11 protein-coding genes are annotated in these 17,185 nt (G+C 54.8%); 6 read left to right on the top strand and 5 right to left on the bottom strand.

All coding sequences use genetic code 11. The features are described from left to right. The first annotated feature begins 2 nt into the window (after window positions 1–2). The gene (locus tag ML541_RS08335) at window positions 3–1,649 is read left to right on the top strand and encodes a SpoVR family protein (RefSeq protein ID WP_243372251.1); all 1,647 of its coding nucleotides are present in this window, start codon (window positions 3–5) and stop codon (window positions 1,647–1,649) included. Further along, complete coding sequence (locus tag ML541_RS08330) at window positions 1,642–3,972, top strand: serine protein kinase PrkA (protein WP_243372249.1); 2,331 nt, start codon at window positions 1,642–1,644, stop codon at window positions 3,970–3,972. The genes ML541_RS08335 and ML541_RS08330 overlap by 8 nt, the downstream gene beginning before the upstream one ends. A 1-nt stretch (window position 3,973) precedes the next feature. Here the strand turns inward: ML541_RS08330 and ML541_RS08325 are convergent, their stop codons facing one another. After that, window positions 3,974–5,791 carry a KUP/HAK/KT family potassium transporter gene (locus ML541_RS08325; protein WP_243372247.1) on the bottom strand — a complete coding sequence of 606 codons (1,818 nt, stop codon included), beginning with the start codon at window positions 5,789–5,791 and terminating at the stop codon, window positions 3,974–3,976. A gap of 152 nt (window positions 5,792–5,943) precedes the next feature. On the opposite strand from ML541_RS08325, the gene ileS reads away from it, so the two are divergent. The 3 genes from ileS to ML541_RS08310 all read left to right on the top strand — a co-directional run bounded on the left by ileS (window position 5,944) and on the right by ML541_RS08310 (window position 9,601). Beyond that, window positions 5,944–8,718, top strand: a complete 2,775-nt coding sequence (ileS, locus tag ML541_RS08320; protein WP_243372246.1) for an isoleucine--tRNA ligase — start codon at window positions 5,944–5,946, stop codon at window positions 8,716–8,718. Window positions 8,719–8,740: 22 nt separating this feature from the next. Next, window positions 8,741–9,232, top strand: a complete 492-nt coding sequence (gene lspA / locus ML541_RS08315; protein WP_243372245.1) for a signal peptidase II — start codon at window positions 8,741–8,743, stop codon at window positions 9,230–9,232. 168 nt (window positions 9,233–9,400) lie between these two features. Continuing rightward, window positions 9,401–9,601 carry a hypothetical protein gene (locus tag ML541_RS08310; protein ID WP_243372244.1) on the top strand — a complete coding sequence of 67 codons (201 nt, stop codon included), beginning with the start codon at window positions 9,401–9,403 and terminating at the stop codon, window positions 9,599–9,601. Between the two features lie 30 nt (window positions 9,602–9,631). Here ML541_RS08310 and rdgC read toward each other — a convergent pair whose 3' ends face one another. Continuing rightward, window positions 9,632–10,804 carry a recombination-associated protein RdgC gene (gene rdgC, locus ML541_RS08305; protein ID WP_243372243.1) on the bottom strand — a complete coding sequence of 391 codons (1,173 nt, stop codon included), beginning with the start codon at window positions 10,802–10,804 and terminating at the stop codon, window positions 9,632–9,634. A gap of 113 nt (window positions 10,805–10,917) precedes the next feature. Here rdgC and ML541_RS08300 point away from each other — a divergent pair, with 113 nt between their 5' ends. After that, window positions 10,918–11,679, top strand: a complete 762-nt coding sequence (locus ML541_RS08300) for a DUF1499 domain-containing protein (RefSeq protein WP_243372242.1) — start codon at window positions 10,918–10,920, stop codon at window positions 11,677–11,679. Between the two features lie 112 nt (window positions 11,680–11,791). Here the strand turns inward: ML541_RS08300 and ML541_RS08295 are convergent, their stop codons facing one another. The 3 genes from ML541_RS08295 to ML541_RS08285 form a co-directional block, all read right to left on the bottom strand. Beyond that, window positions 11,792–12,067, bottom strand: coding sequence for a helix-turn-helix transcriptional regulator (locus tag ML541_RS08295; RefSeq protein WP_243372241.1), 276 nt, complete (start codon window positions 12,065–12,067; stop codon window positions 11,792–11,794). 31 nt (window positions 12,068–12,098) lie between these two features. Then, window positions 12,099–12,347 carry a hypothetical protein gene (locus ML541_RS08290; protein ID WP_243372240.1) on the bottom strand — a complete coding sequence of 83 codons (249 nt, stop codon included), beginning with the start codon at window positions 12,345–12,347 and terminating at the stop codon, window positions 12,099–12,101. A 197-nt stretch (window positions 12,348–12,544) separates the two neighbouring features. Continuing rightward, complete coding sequence (locus ML541_RS08285) at window positions 12,545–17,179, bottom strand: ATP-binding protein (protein ID WP_243372238.1); 4,635 nt, start codon at window positions 17,177–17,179, stop codon at window positions 12,545–12,547. Window positions 17,180–17,185: the final 6 nt, after the last annotated feature.

Below are 17,185 nucleotides of genomic sequence, written 5' to 3'. Positions count from 1 at the left end.
CAATGGAACTGATCAGCCAGCATGCAAAAGAGATCATGGAAGGGTGCAAGGAGCGGGCAAAGGATGCCGGTCTGCGCTTCCAGGACGAAACACTGGAGTATATCGTCACCAACCGGGACATGCTGGAGCTTTCACCCAAGGCGATGATCCCCACCCTGTACGATTACTGGGTCCACGACGTGGAGGTCCTGAAAGGTCTGCGCAAATACGAGCTTTATCCCTACAATCCCTACGAGACAGTCATCAACACCCGTCCTCCCATATCCTTTTACAACGACAATAACCCGGACTGGCTCAACGTGATGATCTTCTACCACGTGTTGGCCCATATCGACTTTTTCCAGAACAACCTCTACTTCCGCCTCACCTGGGACTACGACCTGAACGGACAAGCCCTAGCCGACAAACGGCTCATCGCCCGCCTGCGCTCGGAAAAGGGACGCTGGGTCGATTACGTCATCGAGTTCGGCCGGGCCGTGGACAACCTGGTGGGATATTTCGACGAGCTCTCACGGGCCAGCCGTGCCCAGGCCCCCACCTTGTCCAACAATGTCAACTACTACTTCGACACCTTCCTCCAGTCGGTGAAAAAGGCGCGTATCCAGGAATACGTCAAGGAGGTGGAGCGCTATAACCAAGCCATTGCCCGCTATGGAGAGATGGGGGAAAAGACCTTCATTGCCGACACGCTGAAGAAGCATCCGGAACTGGAAGCGGTCTTTTCCCGCCAGGAGCCGCCGAAAACCAAACCCCGGCTCGATCTGCTCCAGCACCTGATGACCTACTCCCCATTCCTCACCCGGGACGAAAACAAATGGATGCTCTCGGTATTGGAAATTGTCCGCAACACCTCCGTCTATTTCCAGCCCCAGATCCGTACTAAGATCATGAATGAGGGGTGGGCCAGCTACTGGCACGAGCGGCTCTTCCTCCTGGACGACCGCATTCGTGAGCACGAGGTGGACTTTGCCCGGGTCCACGCCGGCGTCACTTCTCTGCCGCGGGTCGGGCTCAACCCCTACGCTTTGGGGATGCGGCTCTTCTCCACGATTGACGAGGCGGCCGAGAAGGGGAAGAGAAGCCTGGAGTTCCAGGCATTGCGGGATATTCACGCCAGGGAAACCTACGACCGGCAAACGGGGGGTGGCATTGACTACATATTCAAGGTGCGGGAGGACTTCTGCGACTTCACCTTCATCAATACCTTCGTCGATCAGGACTTCGTCAACCGGCACAAGCTTTTCGTCGTGGACCGGAGGCTCGACCAGCAGCGGATGGTTTGGCAGTATTACGTGAAGAGCAGGAAGAGTGAGGACTACCGGCAGATGATCCTCGACACACTCTACCATCCACCGCGCATCGAGATCGAAGAGAAGAGCAAGGACGGCAACCTGTACCTAACTCATCGTTTCGAGGGAAAGCCGCTGGTCAAGGAGTTCATCGCCAACACCATGATGGGAATCGAATACCTTTGGGGGGGGCCTGTGCAGTTGGAAACTAGCGAGGTGATGCCCAGCCCTTCCGAGGTGGAACGGCAGTTTTCCGGCCGTGGGGAAGCACCTCCCATCAATTGGCAGCGTGTTCTTTACCGGATGGAGCAAAAAAAACTGACAAAAACAACCATCGACACGGAAAGCGGCCATGACTGACATACGGCAGGCTCTGCAGCATATCAAGGGAAGCGTCAGCAGCTGGGACCAGCGGGAACCGCTCTCCTTCGAGGAGTTCCTCCAACTGCTGGCGGCACGTCCCGAGCAGCTGGTGCGCAACATATTCCAGGTCTTCCACGACATGATCGTCAGCCACGTCACGGAAAAGGCGGATGAATATCCCGAGGACCCGGAATCGATTCACTATGTCTCCTACGACTGCTCGCGTCTCTTCGTGAAAAACGCCGATCATCCCTTTTTCGCAGATCGCCTCTTCGCGAACAGGCTCATCAACCTGGTTGAATCGTGGCGTCGCGGTGCCCAGCAGAACAAGATTTACATCTTCGAAGGGCCGCCGGGCAGCGGCAAGAGCACCTTTCTCAACCGCCTGCTGATGAAGTTCGAGGAGTACGCCAACAGTGAAGAGGGGCTGCGCTTCGAAACGGTCTGGCGGCTGGACCGGCAGAGATTCGGCGGTATTCCCCGCCACGAGACGTCCCACTTTCTCGACCGGCTCTCCAAGCTCATCGACGAGTACGAATTCGACCAGAACCAGATCATCGAGGCCCAGGCCTCCTTGCAGGAACGCGGCGACGATTACGTGGAGGTGGTCTGCCCCAGCCACGACAATCCGATCCTGATGATCCCCAAAGATTTCCGCCGCCAGTTTTTCCTGGACCTCTTCGGCGGAGATGAAGCAAAACTCAGGCTCCTTGACGAAAAGGCGTACGAATGGGTCTTCCGCACCCAGCCCTGCACCATCTGCAGTTCAATATACCTGGCGCTCCTGCGCAAGCTCAAGGACCCCGCCGAGGTGCTGAAGATGGTCTATGCCTATCCCTACCGCTTCAACCGGCGGCTGGGGGAAGGGATCAGCGTCTTCAGCCCCGGCGACAAACCGATGAAACACCTGGTCTTCGGCAACGATATGCTGCAGAATCGCATCAACAGCCTGCTCAGGGACAGTAACCAGGTCAATTACATCTTCTCCCAGTATGCCAAGACCAACAACGGCATCTATGCCCTCATGGACATCAAGTCGCACAACACCGACCGGCTCATGGAGCTGCACAACATCATCAGCGAAGGGGTGCACAAGGTCGAAGACCTGGAGGAAAACGTCAACTCCCTCTTCATCGCCCTCATGAACCCCGAAGATAAGAAGAACATCGAGAACTTCCCTTCCTTCTCGGACCGCATCCAGTACATCAAGATTCCCTACGTGCTGGACTTGAACACCGAGGTGGAAATCTACCGCAACATCTTCGGCAGGCAGATCGACGACAGTTTCCTCCCACGGGTCCTGCATGCTTTTGCCCGGATCATTATCGCCACCCGCCTGCATCGGGACTCGGAAGCCATGCGGGAATGGATCGTCAACCCGCAGAAATACGCCATGTTCTGCGACGAAAACCTGTTGCTCCTGAAGATGGAGATATATACGGGGTATATTCCTCCCTGGCTGGATGAGGAAGACCGGAAACGGCTGACGGCGAAACGCCGGCGCAAGATCATCGCCGAATCGGAACTGGAGGGGGATAGCGGCTTTTCGGGGCGGGATGCCATCAATATCTTCAACGACTTCTATTCCACTTATGCCCGCAAAGATGCCCTGATCAACATGTCGGTGCTGGTCAACTACTTCACCAGGGTCCGTCCCGATCTGGGGAACCTGGTGCCGGAAGGATTCACCGACGCGCTTCTACGGCTCTACGCCTACACGGTGCTGCAGGAGGTCAAGGAGTCGCTCTACTACTACAACGAGGAGCAGATTTCCCGGGAGATCCGCAACTACCTCTTCGCCGTCAACTTCGAGCCGGGACGGACCGAAACCTGTCGGTTCACGGGGGATAAGCTGCAGATCAGCGATCAGTTCTTCGAAGGGATTGAAACCAAGCTGCTGGGACCGAAAATGGAGCAGGAAGCGCGGCTGGCCTTTCGCAGCCAGACGCAAAAGGAATACACGGCGCGGACCCTCACCCAGGAGATCCTTGCCGAGGGGAAAGACATTACCAGGACGGCCCTTTTCCAGGAACTGCGGGAACGCTACATCTTCAACCTCAAGGAAAAGGCCCTGGACCCGTTTCTGGAGAACGCCAACTTTCGCAGAGCTATCAAGGATTACAGCCGTCCGGAATTCAGAACATACGACAAGAAGATCCGCAACGACGTCACCTTCCTCATCAACAACCTCTGCAGCAAATTCCGCTACACGAAAAACGGCGCCCGGGAGGTCTGCCTCTACGTCATCGACACCGATCTGGCGCGGCGTTTCGCCCGCAATACCGAATCGACCCAGGAGGCGGTGCTCACCAGCGATTAACTCACATCTCCACCCGTGTCACCACCCCTTGCAGCTTGCTCGCCGGCAACTTGTTGAACTGAACGAAGTTGGGGGTAAGCTTCTTGATCACGGAAAAGACCCGCCAGACCGGATTCAGGGTAGCAATGTCCTCAATGCCGTAGAAAATGACCTTCTCCATTATCTTATGCTGCTTGAGCAGCGCCTCGATGTCGATCACTTCCATGTACCCAGCCGTTATCTCGAACGCATCCAACCCTGGCCCGAAGCCGGTCTTCAGTTCGGAAGAGAGGCCGAACGGTTCATCGGAACGGAGGATGGAAATGAAGATATTCCGTTCATAAATGATGTTGCTGCGGATGATGCAGTGCACGACGTACGGAGGGATGACGTTCCATTCCCTGGTGAAGAAGAGGCCGGTGCCGGTGATGTTTTTCCCTTTGGCATAGATCTGCTCGTAGCTGATGAGGAACGTTTCCATATCGAGCGGCTTAAGCGCCCGGTAGAGCGCCCGCTGGCCCTTTGTCCAGACAAGGATGGTGGCGAAGGGGACGGAGGCGAGGATTATGGACCAGTAGCCGCCATGGGGGAGCTTGTTCAGGTTGGAGACGAGAAAGACTACATCGACGGCCGTCACCAAGGCGGCGATCGGTACCTTCCACTTCTTCGTGGTATGGGCAAAGATGATGGTCATCATGACCCCGGTGATGGTCATGGTACCGGTGACCGCCAAGCCATAAGCTGCGGCCAGGTTTTCCGACTTCTGGAAGATAAGCATGATGAAAATCACCAGCACCAGCAGGAACCAATTGACTGAGCCGATGTAGATCTGGGATTTGAGGTGGCTGGAGGTATAGTCCACCTTCATCAGCGGCATGATGCGGGTGGTGATCCCCTGGTAAACGATGGAAAAGACTCCGCTGATCAAGGCCTGAGAAGCAATGATGGTCGCCATGACGGTAAGGATGAGGAACGGGATGTAGAGAAGCGATGACTGCCCCTGGACCATGCCGAAAAGGACGTTCTTCGCATCTTGATGGTGGAGCACGAATGCCCCCTGCCCCAGGTAGTTGATGACCAGAGCGAAAAAGACAAAATACCAGGCCCTGACGATCGGCCTGCGCCCCAGGTGCCCCATGTCCGCATAGAGAGCCTCACCACCGGTGGCACAGAGGATGACCTCGGAGAGGACGAAGAAGGCAGAAAGGCCGTTGTCCCTGAAGAAGCCAAGGGCATGGTGCGGACTGACGGCAGCGATGATTTGGGGGAAGCCGGCAATGGATATGAGCCCCGACACTGTCAAAGCCGAAAACCAAAGCACCATCAACGGGCCGAAAGCGCCAGCCACCTTGTCTGTCCCTTTGAACTGGAAAATGAAGAGAAAGACGGCAATGAGCGAGGCAATGAGAATCAGCGTCCCCTGATGCATGCTTTCCAGGCCGGGAATGAGCAGCAGACCTTCCACGGCAGACAGGATACTGATGGCCGGGGTGATGACTCCATCCCCTAGCAGCAGGGAAACACCGATGTAGGAAAGAAAGACAACGAAGCCAATCTGCCGTCCCGGCTTGAGCAGGCGGATCAGGATCTCCTTCAGGACGATGGTGCCCCCCTCCCCCTTGCGTCCCAGGCTCATGGCGAGCCAGGCGTACTCCACCGTGACGAGAATGATCAGCGTCCAGACAATCAGGGAAAGAATACCGAAGACATTGGCTTCGGTGGGTTTGGTTAAAGCGAAAATGACGGTCAGGGTATAAATGGGACTGGTGCCGATATCGCCGAATACCAGTCCCATGGACTTGACGATACCCCCCCAGTAGGACTCAGCCTGCTTCTCCATGACAGCGTACCTCCCAAAAAGCAGCGAAACATATATCATTTAGCCTTGGCAAAGACAACACAAATTCCCCTTTCTCCTTGACTTTTCAGAGGTTTACTTGTAGTTTAGGGCGCTTCTGCCCCATATTGCAGAAGCATTGCGGAGGAACCACCATGGACTACAAAGACACCCTCAACCTACCCGTTACCAACTTTCCCATGAAGGCCAACCTGGCACAGCGCGAGCCGGAAATCCTCGCTGCCTGGGAAAAGAATGGCCTCTACAAGAAAATGGAAGAAGCCGGCGCGGGCAAGCCGAAATACATCCTCCACGACGGCCCCCCTTACGCCAACGGCCACATTCACATCGGCCATGCTCTCAACAAGATCCTCAAGGACATCGTCCTTAAGAGCAAACGCATGAGCGGCTTCGATGCCCCCTATATCCCCGGCTGGGACTGCCATGGGCTGCCGATCGAGTTGCAAGTGGAAAAGAACCTGGGCTCGAAGAAGCACGAGATCGGCAAGCCGGAGATGCGCAGGCAATGCCGTGACTACGCCAGGAAATTCGTCGACATCCAGAAAGCCGAATTTCAGCGTCTCGGCGTCCTCGGCGAATGGGACAACCCCTACCTGACCATGAACTACAGCTACGAGGGGATCACTGCCCACGAACTTGCCAAGTTCGCCGAGAACGGCGGCCTCTACAAGGGGAAAAAGCCGGTTCACTGGTGCTCGTCCTGCGGCACCGCCCTGGCCGAGGCCGAGGTGGAGTACGCGGACCACAAATCCCCCTCGATCTATGTCAAGTTTCTCCTAAAGGACGATGTCTCCGATAAGCTGCCGGCCCTTGCCGGGAAGAAGGTCTATCCTGTCATCTGGACCACCACCCCCTGGACCATTCCCGCCAACCTCGCCATCGCCATGCATCCGGAATTCGACTACGTGGCACTCGATACCGGTGCCGACGTACTGATCGTCGCCGAGGGGCTGAAGGATGCCTTCTGCAAGGCTACCGGCGTCAACGGCACGGTCATCGCCACTTTCAAGGCGGAGGTGCTGGAAAAGAAGCTCTGCCGCCATCCCTTCTACGACCGTGATTCCATTATCCTCCTCGGCGACCATGTCACGCTGGAAGCCGGTACAGGCTGCGTTCACACCGCTCCCGGCCACGGTCAGGAAGACTACGAGCTCGGCCTCAGGGAAGGGCTAGACATCTACAACCCGGTGGACAACCGTGGACGCTTCCTGGAAACTATCCCTTTCTTCGGCGGCCAGTATGTCTTCGACGCCAACCCCAATGTCCTCGCCAAACTGGAAGAGGTGGGAGCGCTGGTGGGCAAAGGGGAGATCAGCCACTCCTACCCCCACTGCTGGCGCTGCAAAAAACCGATCATCTTCCGCGCCACCGAGCAGTGGTTCATCTCCATGCAGAGCAACGACCTGCGCCGCAAGGCCCTGGACGCGATCAACACCGTCAGCTGGATTCCCAAATGGGGCAAGGAACGGATCTACGGCATGATCGAAAACCGCCCCGACTGGTGCGTCTCCCGCCAGCGCAACTGGGGAGTGCCCATTACCGTCTTTTACTGCAAGGCCTGCGGCGAAGCCCTGGCCGACGGAAAGGTGATGCACCACGTGGCGGACCTCTTCGAGAAGGAAAGCTCGGATATCTGGTATGAGCGGGAGGCGAAGGAACTGCTGCCCGCCGGCACCGTCTGCCCCGCCTGCGGCAAGAGCGAGTTCGACAAGGAGATGGATATCCTCGACGTCTGGTTCGACTCGGGGGTCTCCCATGCCGCCGTCCTGGAGCACCGTGACAATCTCACTTCGCCTGCCGATATGTACCTGGAGGGGAGCGACCAGCACCGGGGCTGGTTCCATTCGTCGCTTCTGGCCAGCGTCGGCACCCGCGGCGTCGCCCCCTACCGCTCGGTCCTCACCCATGGTTTCGTCGTTGATGGCAGCGGCCGTAAGATGAGCAAATCGGTGGGCAACGTGGTCGCCCCGGAAGACGTCATCAAGAAATACGGTGCCGAAGTGCTGCGCCTCTGGGTCGCCGCCCAGGATTACCGTGACGACCTGCGCATCTCCCAGGAAATCCTCACCCGCCTCTCCGAGGCCTACCGCCGCATCCGCAACACCTGCCGCTACATCCTAGGCAATATCGCCGATTTCGATCCCAAAACCGACACCGTGGCCTATGGGGATATGCCTGAGATCGACCGCTGGGCGCTGCACCAGCTGGAACTGCTCAAGGAAAAGGTGCTGAATGCTTATGAAAACTGCGAATTCCACGTCCTCTATCACGCGGTGAATGGCTTCTGCACGGTGGAGATGAGCGCCTTTTATCTGGATATCCTCAAGGACCGCGTCTACACCAGCAGGCAGGACTCTCTGGAACGGCGGAGCGCACAGACCGCCATGTACCAGATCCTCGACGCCCTGGTCAAGCTGACCGCCCCGGTCCTCTCCTTCACCGCCGACGAAGTCTGGCGTTATATGCCCGCCCCCGCTGAAGAGAGCGTTCACCTCTCCCAATTCCCTCCCTTCAAACCGGAAAACCGGGACGAGGCACTGGTAGAGCGCTGGGAGACCATCATCAAGGTGCGGGCAGAAGTGTCCAAAGCGCTGGAGCAGGCCCGTGTCCAGAAGGTCATCGGTCATTCACTGGATGCGGCAGTCGCCCTGCAAGCCCCCGCCGAACTGGGCGGCCTGCTGGCCCCCTATGCTGCCGATTTGAAGAGCATCTTCATCGTATCCAAGGCGGAACTGATCGAAAACCTTGAAGGAGAAAGCTTCGCCGCTGAAGGAATAGCCGGGCTGCAGATCAAGGTCGCGGCAGCGCCGGGCAAAAAGTGCGAGCGCTGCTGGTGCTACGACGAGGAGATCGGCACGGACGCCGAACATCCCGGCATCTGCCCCAAATGTCTCGCCGCCGTAAAATAGTTTTTCAGGATCAGGGAGAGCCATGAGCTTCAAAACCATCGCCTTTACAGCCATATCCGCGCTGGTCATCGTCATCGACCAGTTAACCAAGCTCTATATCGATCGGGTAATGGATCTCCATACCTCCATCACCATTATCGATAACTTTTTCAATATCACCTATATGCGCAATAAAGGGGCAGCGTTCAGCTTCCTTTCCAGCTTCAACTACCGCCTTCCCTTTTTCATCGCGGTATCGGTGGTGGCGACCCTCGTTATCCTCAGCGTCGTCTATCGGCTGCGCCCCGAGCAGAAGTTCGCCACCGTCTCCCTGGCCCTGATCTTTGCCGGCGCACTTGGTAACCTCATCGACCGGGTCAGGCTTGGAGAGGTAATCGATTTCCTCGACGCCCACTGGTATGAGCACCACTGGCCCGCCTTCAATGTGGCCGATTCGGCCATCTGCATCGGCGTTTTTCTCCTGGCCATCGATATGTACCTGGAAGAAAAACGGCAAAAAAAACAGGGGCCGTAAGCGCTTATCGCTCCGGCCCCTTCGTTCCCTTCCTTTTAACAATCACATATCCAAGAAAAAAAATAATTAAAGTATCTGCATCATCGGCCGATAACTATTGGACACAACAAAGCCAGTCACAAAAACCGACTGTTTTGTAATATCCATTTTAGAGGAGGCCGCAATCAGATGAGACACCTGCCCACCACTCAGATCAGAAAGCTGAGAGAGTACGGCTACGGCCTGAACGGCGAAAACTGGCTCAAGGTTTCGCGGCATGATTATGCCGAGGAATGCTTCAGCATTGTCAAGATCGTTAACGGCGACACCCTGGCAACCGTCTATATCCCTGCAGACATAATGGCAGCGACCGAATTCAACATCTATTGATCAGGCCCCGCATCTCCCCACAGGCTTAACTCAAGCTTCCCTTTCCACAAGCCAGCGGTCGATGCGGGCAGACTCCTCCTCCCAGCCGCTGCCAAGCCGCAGACCGAGGAAGGTTGAGTAGAGGCTGTCGAAAAGTTGCAATCCCTGCTCCAAAACGAACATTCGCTCGAAAAAAACTGCTTCCCGCTCGCTCTGTTCATCCACACCGTCGTCCTTTTCCAGCTTGACCGCCGGTGCTTTCAGTGATGCAAACTGGAACAGCTCCCCCTTGAGGGTCAACCGCCAAATGTGCTCATCCTTTTCCAGATAAACCATCGCTTCGGTAATGCGCTTGCCGTTCTGCAGTGCCGTGCGTACTTCGCTGAAGTGATCCTGGGGACCGGCGACAGTAATCTTCTGCTGGCCGTTCTCGCCGCTGCTCAAGAGCACCAGGCGGTCGTTTACATAGGCAGCAAAGGGCTCGTTCAGATCGCAATGTCCCGCCAGGCTAACGCGATACTCGGACGTGTCGTGCATGGTGCGGAACATGAGCCAGAGAAAGAAATCCCAGCCTAGCCACTGGTTGCTCCTGATCAGATCCAGGGCCGCCTCGCTTCCAGCTTGGTTGGCCTGGGCAAGGGCAGGCCTGGATTCCTCGGCCACGACCTGCTCGGCCCTGGCATAGGGATGGACCGCCACCAGGCGCAGCCCCTCGAAGGTCTTCTTGAACTGCCCCTCGAAAAGCTCGATGATCACCGGCGACAATGAGGCAAAGGTGACGATGCCGGTCTGCGTGTCCCAGACCGCGTCCCAGGTGGAAGGGATGGGGAGGGTCTTTCCCAGAAGCATCCCCCGCACCGCTTCCTTAAGGTCCTCCCGCTTCTGCTTCGGCACCCGCGACAATCCCGGATTTTCCGTTAGGTATTCATGCTCGGCTACCTGCTGGTAGGCCTTCACCAGCGCTGCGGGAATGCGCCGCTGGTCCCGGCGCAGGGTAAAGATCAGGTAATGATCGCGCCAGAAAGCGGCGGGCACGGCAAAATCGCTCTGGCGATGGTCGTCCAGGTGGACCCAGCCGACGGAAAGCTCGGCAGTACTTTGATCGATGGATTTGAAGCCGTTGCCGGCCAGGCGCTGGGAGGCCCATTGAAAAAGGTCGCCAGCGGGGAAATCCCCGGCGACCCGGAACTGACAGATGCTGACTGTGTTCGACAATATGCCCATGTAAATCTCTCCTTGGGAAAAAATGGAAGCTAGCAGAGATACACCTTTTGCCCGCGCGGGGCAAGGAGATTTTGGTTATAATCAAAGTAAAACCAGATGGCAGGAGGTATGCCATGACAGCCACTGAAGCTCCTGACCGTTGTAGCGTCCCCCGCGTGCTGGTCCTGAGCGGTTTGGGACTCGCCGTAGCTGCGGGACTGGTGGAGATATCCGCCGGCATCGGCAACCGCCTTGGCTGGTGGCACTTCCGCACCGGCTTCGATCTGCTGCGGTTCAGCGTCTATGGCGGTATCGCCGGGGCCTTACTCGCCATGGCCGGAGGGTTTGCAGCCGGCCCCAGGCGGTATCCTGCCATGTCCGCACTGGCTGTACTGGCCGCAATCGTCGGCCTGGCAGTGGCGGCAGTTCCCATCAGCTTCCGCATCAAGGCAAAACAGCTGCCGGTGATCCATGACATCACCACCGATACGGTCCATCCGCCGGAGTTCGTGGCCATCCTCCCCTTGCGCAAGGAAGCGCCCAATCCTGCTGCCTACGGCGGCCCAGCCGTCGCCGAACAGCAACAAAAGGCCTATGGCGATCTGCGGACGGAAGTATTGGAACTGCCCTACGAAAAGGCCTTTACCCGGGCACTTGCCGCAGCCAGGGAAGCAGGATGGAAAATCGTCGCAGCAGAACCGGCAGCCGGGCGGATTGAAGCGACCGACACCACCTTCTGGTTCGGCTTTACCGACGACATCGTCATTCGCCTTCAAGCGGCCGGGGCGCGGACCCCGCTGGACATCAGGTCCGTATCGCGGGTGGGAAAAAGTGACGTGGGGAAAAATGCAGAACGGATCCGGTCGTATCTGGCATCGCTTCGCAAACGGCAGTGATGCCTGCAAACCTAGTGGCCACGCCCTTCGTGCAGCTTCTCATGCAGCCAGGCCTTGACGAGCGATTGATGGGGGACAGCGGTTATCCAAGATCTTAAGCGGGGATTACAAATTACAACAGCCGGCGGTAATCGCAGTTCAGTGCTTCGGCAAGTTTTTTGGCTCTTTCCTTACCAATGCCGCGTTTGCCATTTTCCATCTCGCTAATATGGTGCTGGGGAATCCCGGTCATTTCAGCGAGCCTCTTCTGGGTTAAGCCTTCGCGGTTGCGATAGGCCCGTAACGCCACTTCTTGTCCCTTGCCCAGGTACTCCGGAAATGTCTCAACAATGGAGAAGATTTTCTCATCCCTAGCCTGAATAGGCTCCGCAGGGATTAACAACTTCATACTACCCCTCCCATCAATACATTCTTGTTCATTACGGCTTCTGCCCATCAGTTGCTGATTTCATGGCTTTGTCCAGGTCCTGATTGTGGTCATCATTCTTGTTGAGAGTGTTATCCACATTCCTACGGATGGCCATGCCGTCGTAGCCCACCGCCGATGCCCCTTCCAGCTTCTTGGTTTCCTCGCGCCCCTGGTATTTTTCCACGTCCTGGGGCTGGCTAGAAGAGCTGCATCCGGCAAGGATGGTGGCGATGACACACAGCACTATTATTGCCTTCATAGATTTCCTCCTTTTGGGACTTGCCAAGGTTTTGGTGGAAAAGTGGATTGCGGGTTGGGTGTGCATAAATAGGGTGTATTCCATTGGCCCTGAATCGGCAACGATGCCTGCCGTTCTTCTTACTCGCCAGCGAATTCAGGGGGTTTTTAATTCGCTGAGTTTCATAAAAAACTGGCTCCTGATTTTTGGCAAAGTAGTTATATACGCTCGTGTTCCTGGATAATTTTATCTGTCCCGTAAAGCCCTAAGATCAACATCCTGTCAAGAATACCGAGAATCCGTGTCCTTAACTCGGGACAATCTTCAGTGGCAGAATATTCCTTAAGTAGCAGGTCGTCGAGATAGTGCATCTCTCGGCGACGCCCAGAGGGAGAGGAATCATCCTCCGGCTGCTCAGCCAGATCGAGCACGCGCTCTGCAGCTAGGATAACTTCTTGAGTAGTTGGTTCATGCGCATCTTTGAGCAAATGAAAAAAAGAAAAATTATCTTCCTCGAAAGCCTTTGACTGGACGAAGGCATGGATCAAAGGTCGCAAAGGTTCGAGAGGCTTATTCCAAACGCCCCGAAAACACTCTGCTGCCTCTTTCCTAATTCCCTTGACTGGATCGCCGAAAAAAGCCGTCAGTTGTTGTTCTGCCATTAACTGATAGGCAGCATCGGGCAGGTGATTTGCGGCAGCATTTGCTGCCAACTTCCTATGCTGGTCGCTTTCTTTTGCTAGTTTCTGCGCACGAGTGGCAAGTTCATCGTCGTAATACGCCTCCCGGAAAAGGTGGAAAGCTCCCAGTAGTCGGTATTCCTCTTCTTTTGCGCATAGCAATAATTCAAGTAACTCAAAACCAATATCCGGAGAGCCGTGCAAAATGTAGTAAAGCAGAAGCGTGCCTTTGTGCGTCGCAAGAGGCAGGTAATTGATCCTATCGGGACCTACTACAAGTTTCTTCAACAACACTGCGGCTTGGTGATTGTCATGGCGAAGCACCGAGTAGATCGGCTCGGTCAAGAGACACAGGATACTCTCCAGGGGCTCCAGCTCAATTCGCCTAGTAAGGACCTGTATTCCTGCCTCAAGCCGTGCGTTATATTCCCACAAAACAGCACCTAGGGCTTCAACGGCAGTTCCGCGATCAAAATAGCCGCTTCGCATCTGAACGAATCCGCCCATTGAAATCAAATTCTCTGCAGTAATAGTCAACTCCCTGGTTCGTCCCTGGTCAGATTCATCGTCAGTGGCGGATCGGCCATTCTCAACGTACCAGATCAGTATCGAAAACATCTCATCATCTGCAGCAACTGCTGGGTGTCTTTGCAGCAAGCGGCAAATACCTTCACAACACGGGCGCCCCGGCAGTGCATGAGCATTGCGAATAACTGCCCCAAGTACTTCTTCAGGAACAACACCTTCAGCAAGGCCATTCAAAATAGCATTGAAGTAGTCCGGGAGCGTATCCGTAGGTAGGCGGGAAAAAAGACGTGCGAATCGCTCGGGCTCTTCTTTGGAACGTTCCTGCAAAATTTGGGAGAGCCCTCTGGAACCGGTATGGCGAAGCCAGTCGTCACCAGCACGCCGCGTACCTTCATCTTCGCGGTATTTGTCGACAGCGGTTAGCCAAGCCGCGTCGGACATGAATTTGGCACGATTTGCACCAATCGGCGGAGGAACCCATGTTGCTTCCATGTTGTTTGGTTTAGGAATGATTTTCTCACGGAATTTCCTGTCTAGATGTGACAGCCGCTTAAGAGCATGTGGGGAAAGATTTGTGGCATCTATAGACTTAAGAATGCACCATTGATCGTAGCCATTCCAGTTCAAGTCACGGATGGCAGATTTGCGGGTCCAAAATGGTTCTTCCTCTGGGCGTCCGTTAGCCAAATCATGAGCAATCTTTTTTGAAAGCCGCAATTCTGGCCAATGGCCGAGAATCCGATTCTCGACGAGTGACCTTTCTGGCCCAGAAAGGTATGGGAGAGCTGCGTTGGCAGCACGGGCAAACGAGAGCCAGTCTGCACCGTTTGGACCGGAATCAAGCAACTTATCTGCCATCATTAGCTTTGGTAACTTGAATCCAAACACGCCACCGGATGTTGCAATGGTTTCAAGGCAAATATACAGCGCTGCCGGATGCGTCAACGGCTCTATCATTTCAACCCATTGCAATGCCGTATTGGGAGCAGTTTTGGCAAGCTCGGCAAGAGACTCACGAATCAGGGACAAGAAGTGACCCGATCCATGAATATCCAGATCAAAACGCATGTACCATGTGTAATCGGCCCAGCAGTGACCATCAAACGTGAGGTCGATACGGCTTATGGCTTCTAAAAATGCAGGGATAGCAGCTTCAAGGAAGATGGCTGGAGATTTCTCTTTAAGCTCCCGAAGCCAGTGAAAATCCATGTCGTTATGCTGATCACGTCCGAATGGGTGACCTTCGGCAAAGTTCTCATACCATGTTTCAAACCACGCCTGGAGCAGCTTCCCTGCGGCTGCAGGATCGTGCTTGAGCCAAGCTGACGTCGAATATCGATCATATAGCCCTGAACGATCAAAAAGCCCATCAGGCTTGGACCGAATCAAGTCAAGATTGAGATCGAGCAAGTCGGGACATGGCTGCATGTCGTGCAACCAGGAAAACCAGCCAAGCAAGCTTCCGCCTCGCGCGGGGTCATTTCCCCACCAGTTCCGTAACAATTCAGCAACCTCACCAGGAAATGCTTTAACAGCATTACGCAGGATATTGAGAGCATCTCCTCTGCGGTCTTCTGACCCGGATCGCAACCAAGCCGAGATCAGGCCACGCCCGATGAGTATCGGTAGCCAACCTGGCTGTGGGTAGATAGCCAGCCGCACAAGCGGCGGCATCTCCTGATGTGGTGCATCCAACGCCAAAGCGACAGCAAGTTCTGCCTCAGTTGGCTCAGCTAGGCCGCCAAGCCAACGGGCAACTGCATCTTTCAGGTGATAACGTACATTTGGACTGTTCAGTAGATCACGGAGCTGTTTCAAATAATGGTGCTGGGGACCAGCCTGTCGATACATGGTCAAAATCTGACGAACCTGCGTGCGACGGAAGAGATGCTGTTCATCTTCCTTGAGCAGGTCGATGACGTTTCGCCGATCTGTTACAAATCCACGGGCAAAGGCGTAGTCAAATAGGCTTTCGTGGAAAAAATTTATCCGCCCATCTACCTGGCTTATAAGGTATTCCGTTGCCAACAAATCGAGTGCGTTGGGGAAGCGATCTAGAACACTTTCAGGAACATCAAGGGACTGATCACGACTCATTATCTCTGCTAGATGGGAGAGAACAGGCATCAGGGCAAATGAAGAAATGCCTCGCTGGCGGATAATCCTTTGCTTCTTTTCGATAAGGTGATCAAACAGTTCAGTCGTGGATTGAAATTCAAAGGTCTGCTCTTCAGTTCCAACGATCTCCAAAAACAGAGCTAGGTTAAGAGGCAGCTTCAGCAAGTCTTGTTGGTTTTTGGTAAGGCGCTCGGCTGGTATGCCTTTGACTTGAAGCAGCGGCGCAACTTCCGAGTCCCAATCGAAAGTTTTGATTTCAACTCGTGTCACCCTCTGCTCCTTTTCGAGTTGAAGCAGAGCACTGTCATTACTCAAATCGTAGCTGCGACAGGCTGCAACAATACAGATGTTTAGAGAGAATCTGGCAAAACTGAGTAACTCGAAAATGACTTCGCGGATGGCGCCTGCCCGCCCGGATACCTCGCTGATTGCGTCGATTTGATCAATAAAGAGAATTGCTTTGCCATCAGCAGTTAACGACTGCAGAATATAAATGGGGTTTTCATCTCGGCCCAAAAGAGCTTGTCCAAGCGCCTCCGACGACCCTATATCGAGTCGGCTATCAACGCGGAACGCCAGATGTGCTACACCCTGAGCCTTTAAACCGGTCAGAATTTGTCTGATTACCCCTGATTTGCCGGTCCCGGCATTACCAGTCAGCAGAATTATGGCAGGGCCATTTTCACTGATAAGTAAAGACAACACCTCCTGCGCCTCTTTTCGCTCTACAGACTCCCCCCCGACACCGAATGGTGCATAGCTGTCGAGGTAACGTTGATTTGCGCTGGTGATACGCTCCCGCAATGTTGGGTCAAATGCGGCTCGTGGGGAAAGAACTCCCGCCTCAATTATCTCCTTATGAACTATTTCGGTGGTAAGTTCTCGATTAAAGTTGTTTTCGAGGTAATCGCGTAGAAGTGGGAAATAGCGGTCAAACGAATCATTGAAAAGCTGCCCACCAACCATCTTTATGTTGATATCAAGGTCAGTTTCCGGTTCACACAGAATATGAAACCGCTTGAGGTAATGCCATGTCTGATCTGTGCTAGTGTCCCAGTGCCTGTTCAACTCCGGAAGGTTTGATGCTCTGTCTTCATTCGTTACAGAATTCAGGAAAACGTCTACATCTGAATCAATCAAAATTGCTCGTTGGGAGAGGTGATGAATCTCTGTTGCGGGAGCAGTGGAGAGGAAATAGAAATGATCGTCAGGAACGGCCGAAAGTCTTAAAATCGCCGTTGTAAGGACTCCTTCCTTTGCAAGTCGTCCAATAGTCCAGTTGCCTTGCGTATTTTGCCGCTTGGCTTGATACCACTCTTTATTGCCATCTCTGGACAGCCAAAATTCAACACCGTGATTGACCGGATCAACAAACTCGAATTGAAGGGCATCCGCCAGGCCAAGAAGAACCTCTAGAAGCTTCTTGACCGCCCATTTTGCTTCGAAACGATCTCCGAGCTTCCCAGCAATACCACCAGGAAATGGATATGCATTTGATGAGCGTATTTGAGAGGTCAAATCATTCATACTGAA

It is taken from the genome of Geotalea sp. SG265, assembly GCF_022808985.1.
GTDB lineage: Bacteria > Desulfobacterota > Desulfuromonadia > Geobacterales > Geobacteraceae > Geotalea.
This window is presented reverse-complemented; position numbering and strand designations above follow the sequence as displayed.

Bases quoted from the DNA above. Each gene is read 5' to 3' on its own strand.
- ML541_RS08335 (WP_243372251.1), top strand. From the start codon at position 3: ATGGAACTGATCAGCCAGCATGCAAAAGAGATCATGGAAGGGTGCAAG.
- ML541_RS08330 (WP_243372249.1), top strand. From the start codon at position 1,642: ATGACTGACATACGGCAGGCTCTGCAGCATATCAAGGGAAGCGTCAGC.
- ML541_RS08325 (WP_243372247.1), bottom strand. From the start codon at position 5,791: ATGGAGAAGCAGGCTGAGTCCTACTGGGGGGGTATCGTCAAGTCCATG.
- ileS (WP_243372246.1), top strand. From the start codon at position 5,944: ATGGACTACAAAGACACCCTCAACCTACCCGTTACCAACTTTCCCATG.
- lspA (WP_243372245.1), top strand. From the start codon at position 8,741: ATGAGCTTCAAAACCATCGCCTTTACAGCCATATCCGCGCTGGTCATC.
- ML541_RS08310 (WP_243372244.1), top strand. From the start codon at position 9,401: ATGAGACACCTGCCCACCACTCAGATCAGAAAGCTGAGAGAGTACGGC.
- rdgC (WP_243372243.1), bottom strand. From the start codon at position 10,804: ATGGGCATATTGTCGAACACAGTCAGCATCTGTCAGTTCCGGGTCGCC.
- ML541_RS08300 (WP_243372242.1), top strand. From the start codon at position 10,918: ATGACAGCCACTGAAGCTCCTGACCGTTGTAGCGTCCCCCGCGTGCTG.
- ML541_RS08295 (WP_243372241.1), bottom strand. From the start codon at position 12,067: ATGAAGTTGTTAATCCCTGCGGAGCCTATTCAGGCTAGGGATGAGAAA.
- ML541_RS08290 (WP_243372240.1), bottom strand. From the start codon at position 12,347: ATGAAGGCAATAATAGTGCTGTGTGTCATCGCCACCATCCTTGCCGGA.
- ML541_RS08285 (WP_243372238.1), bottom strand. From the start codon at position 17,179: ATGAATGATTTGACCTCTCAAATACGCTCATCAAATGCATATCCATTT.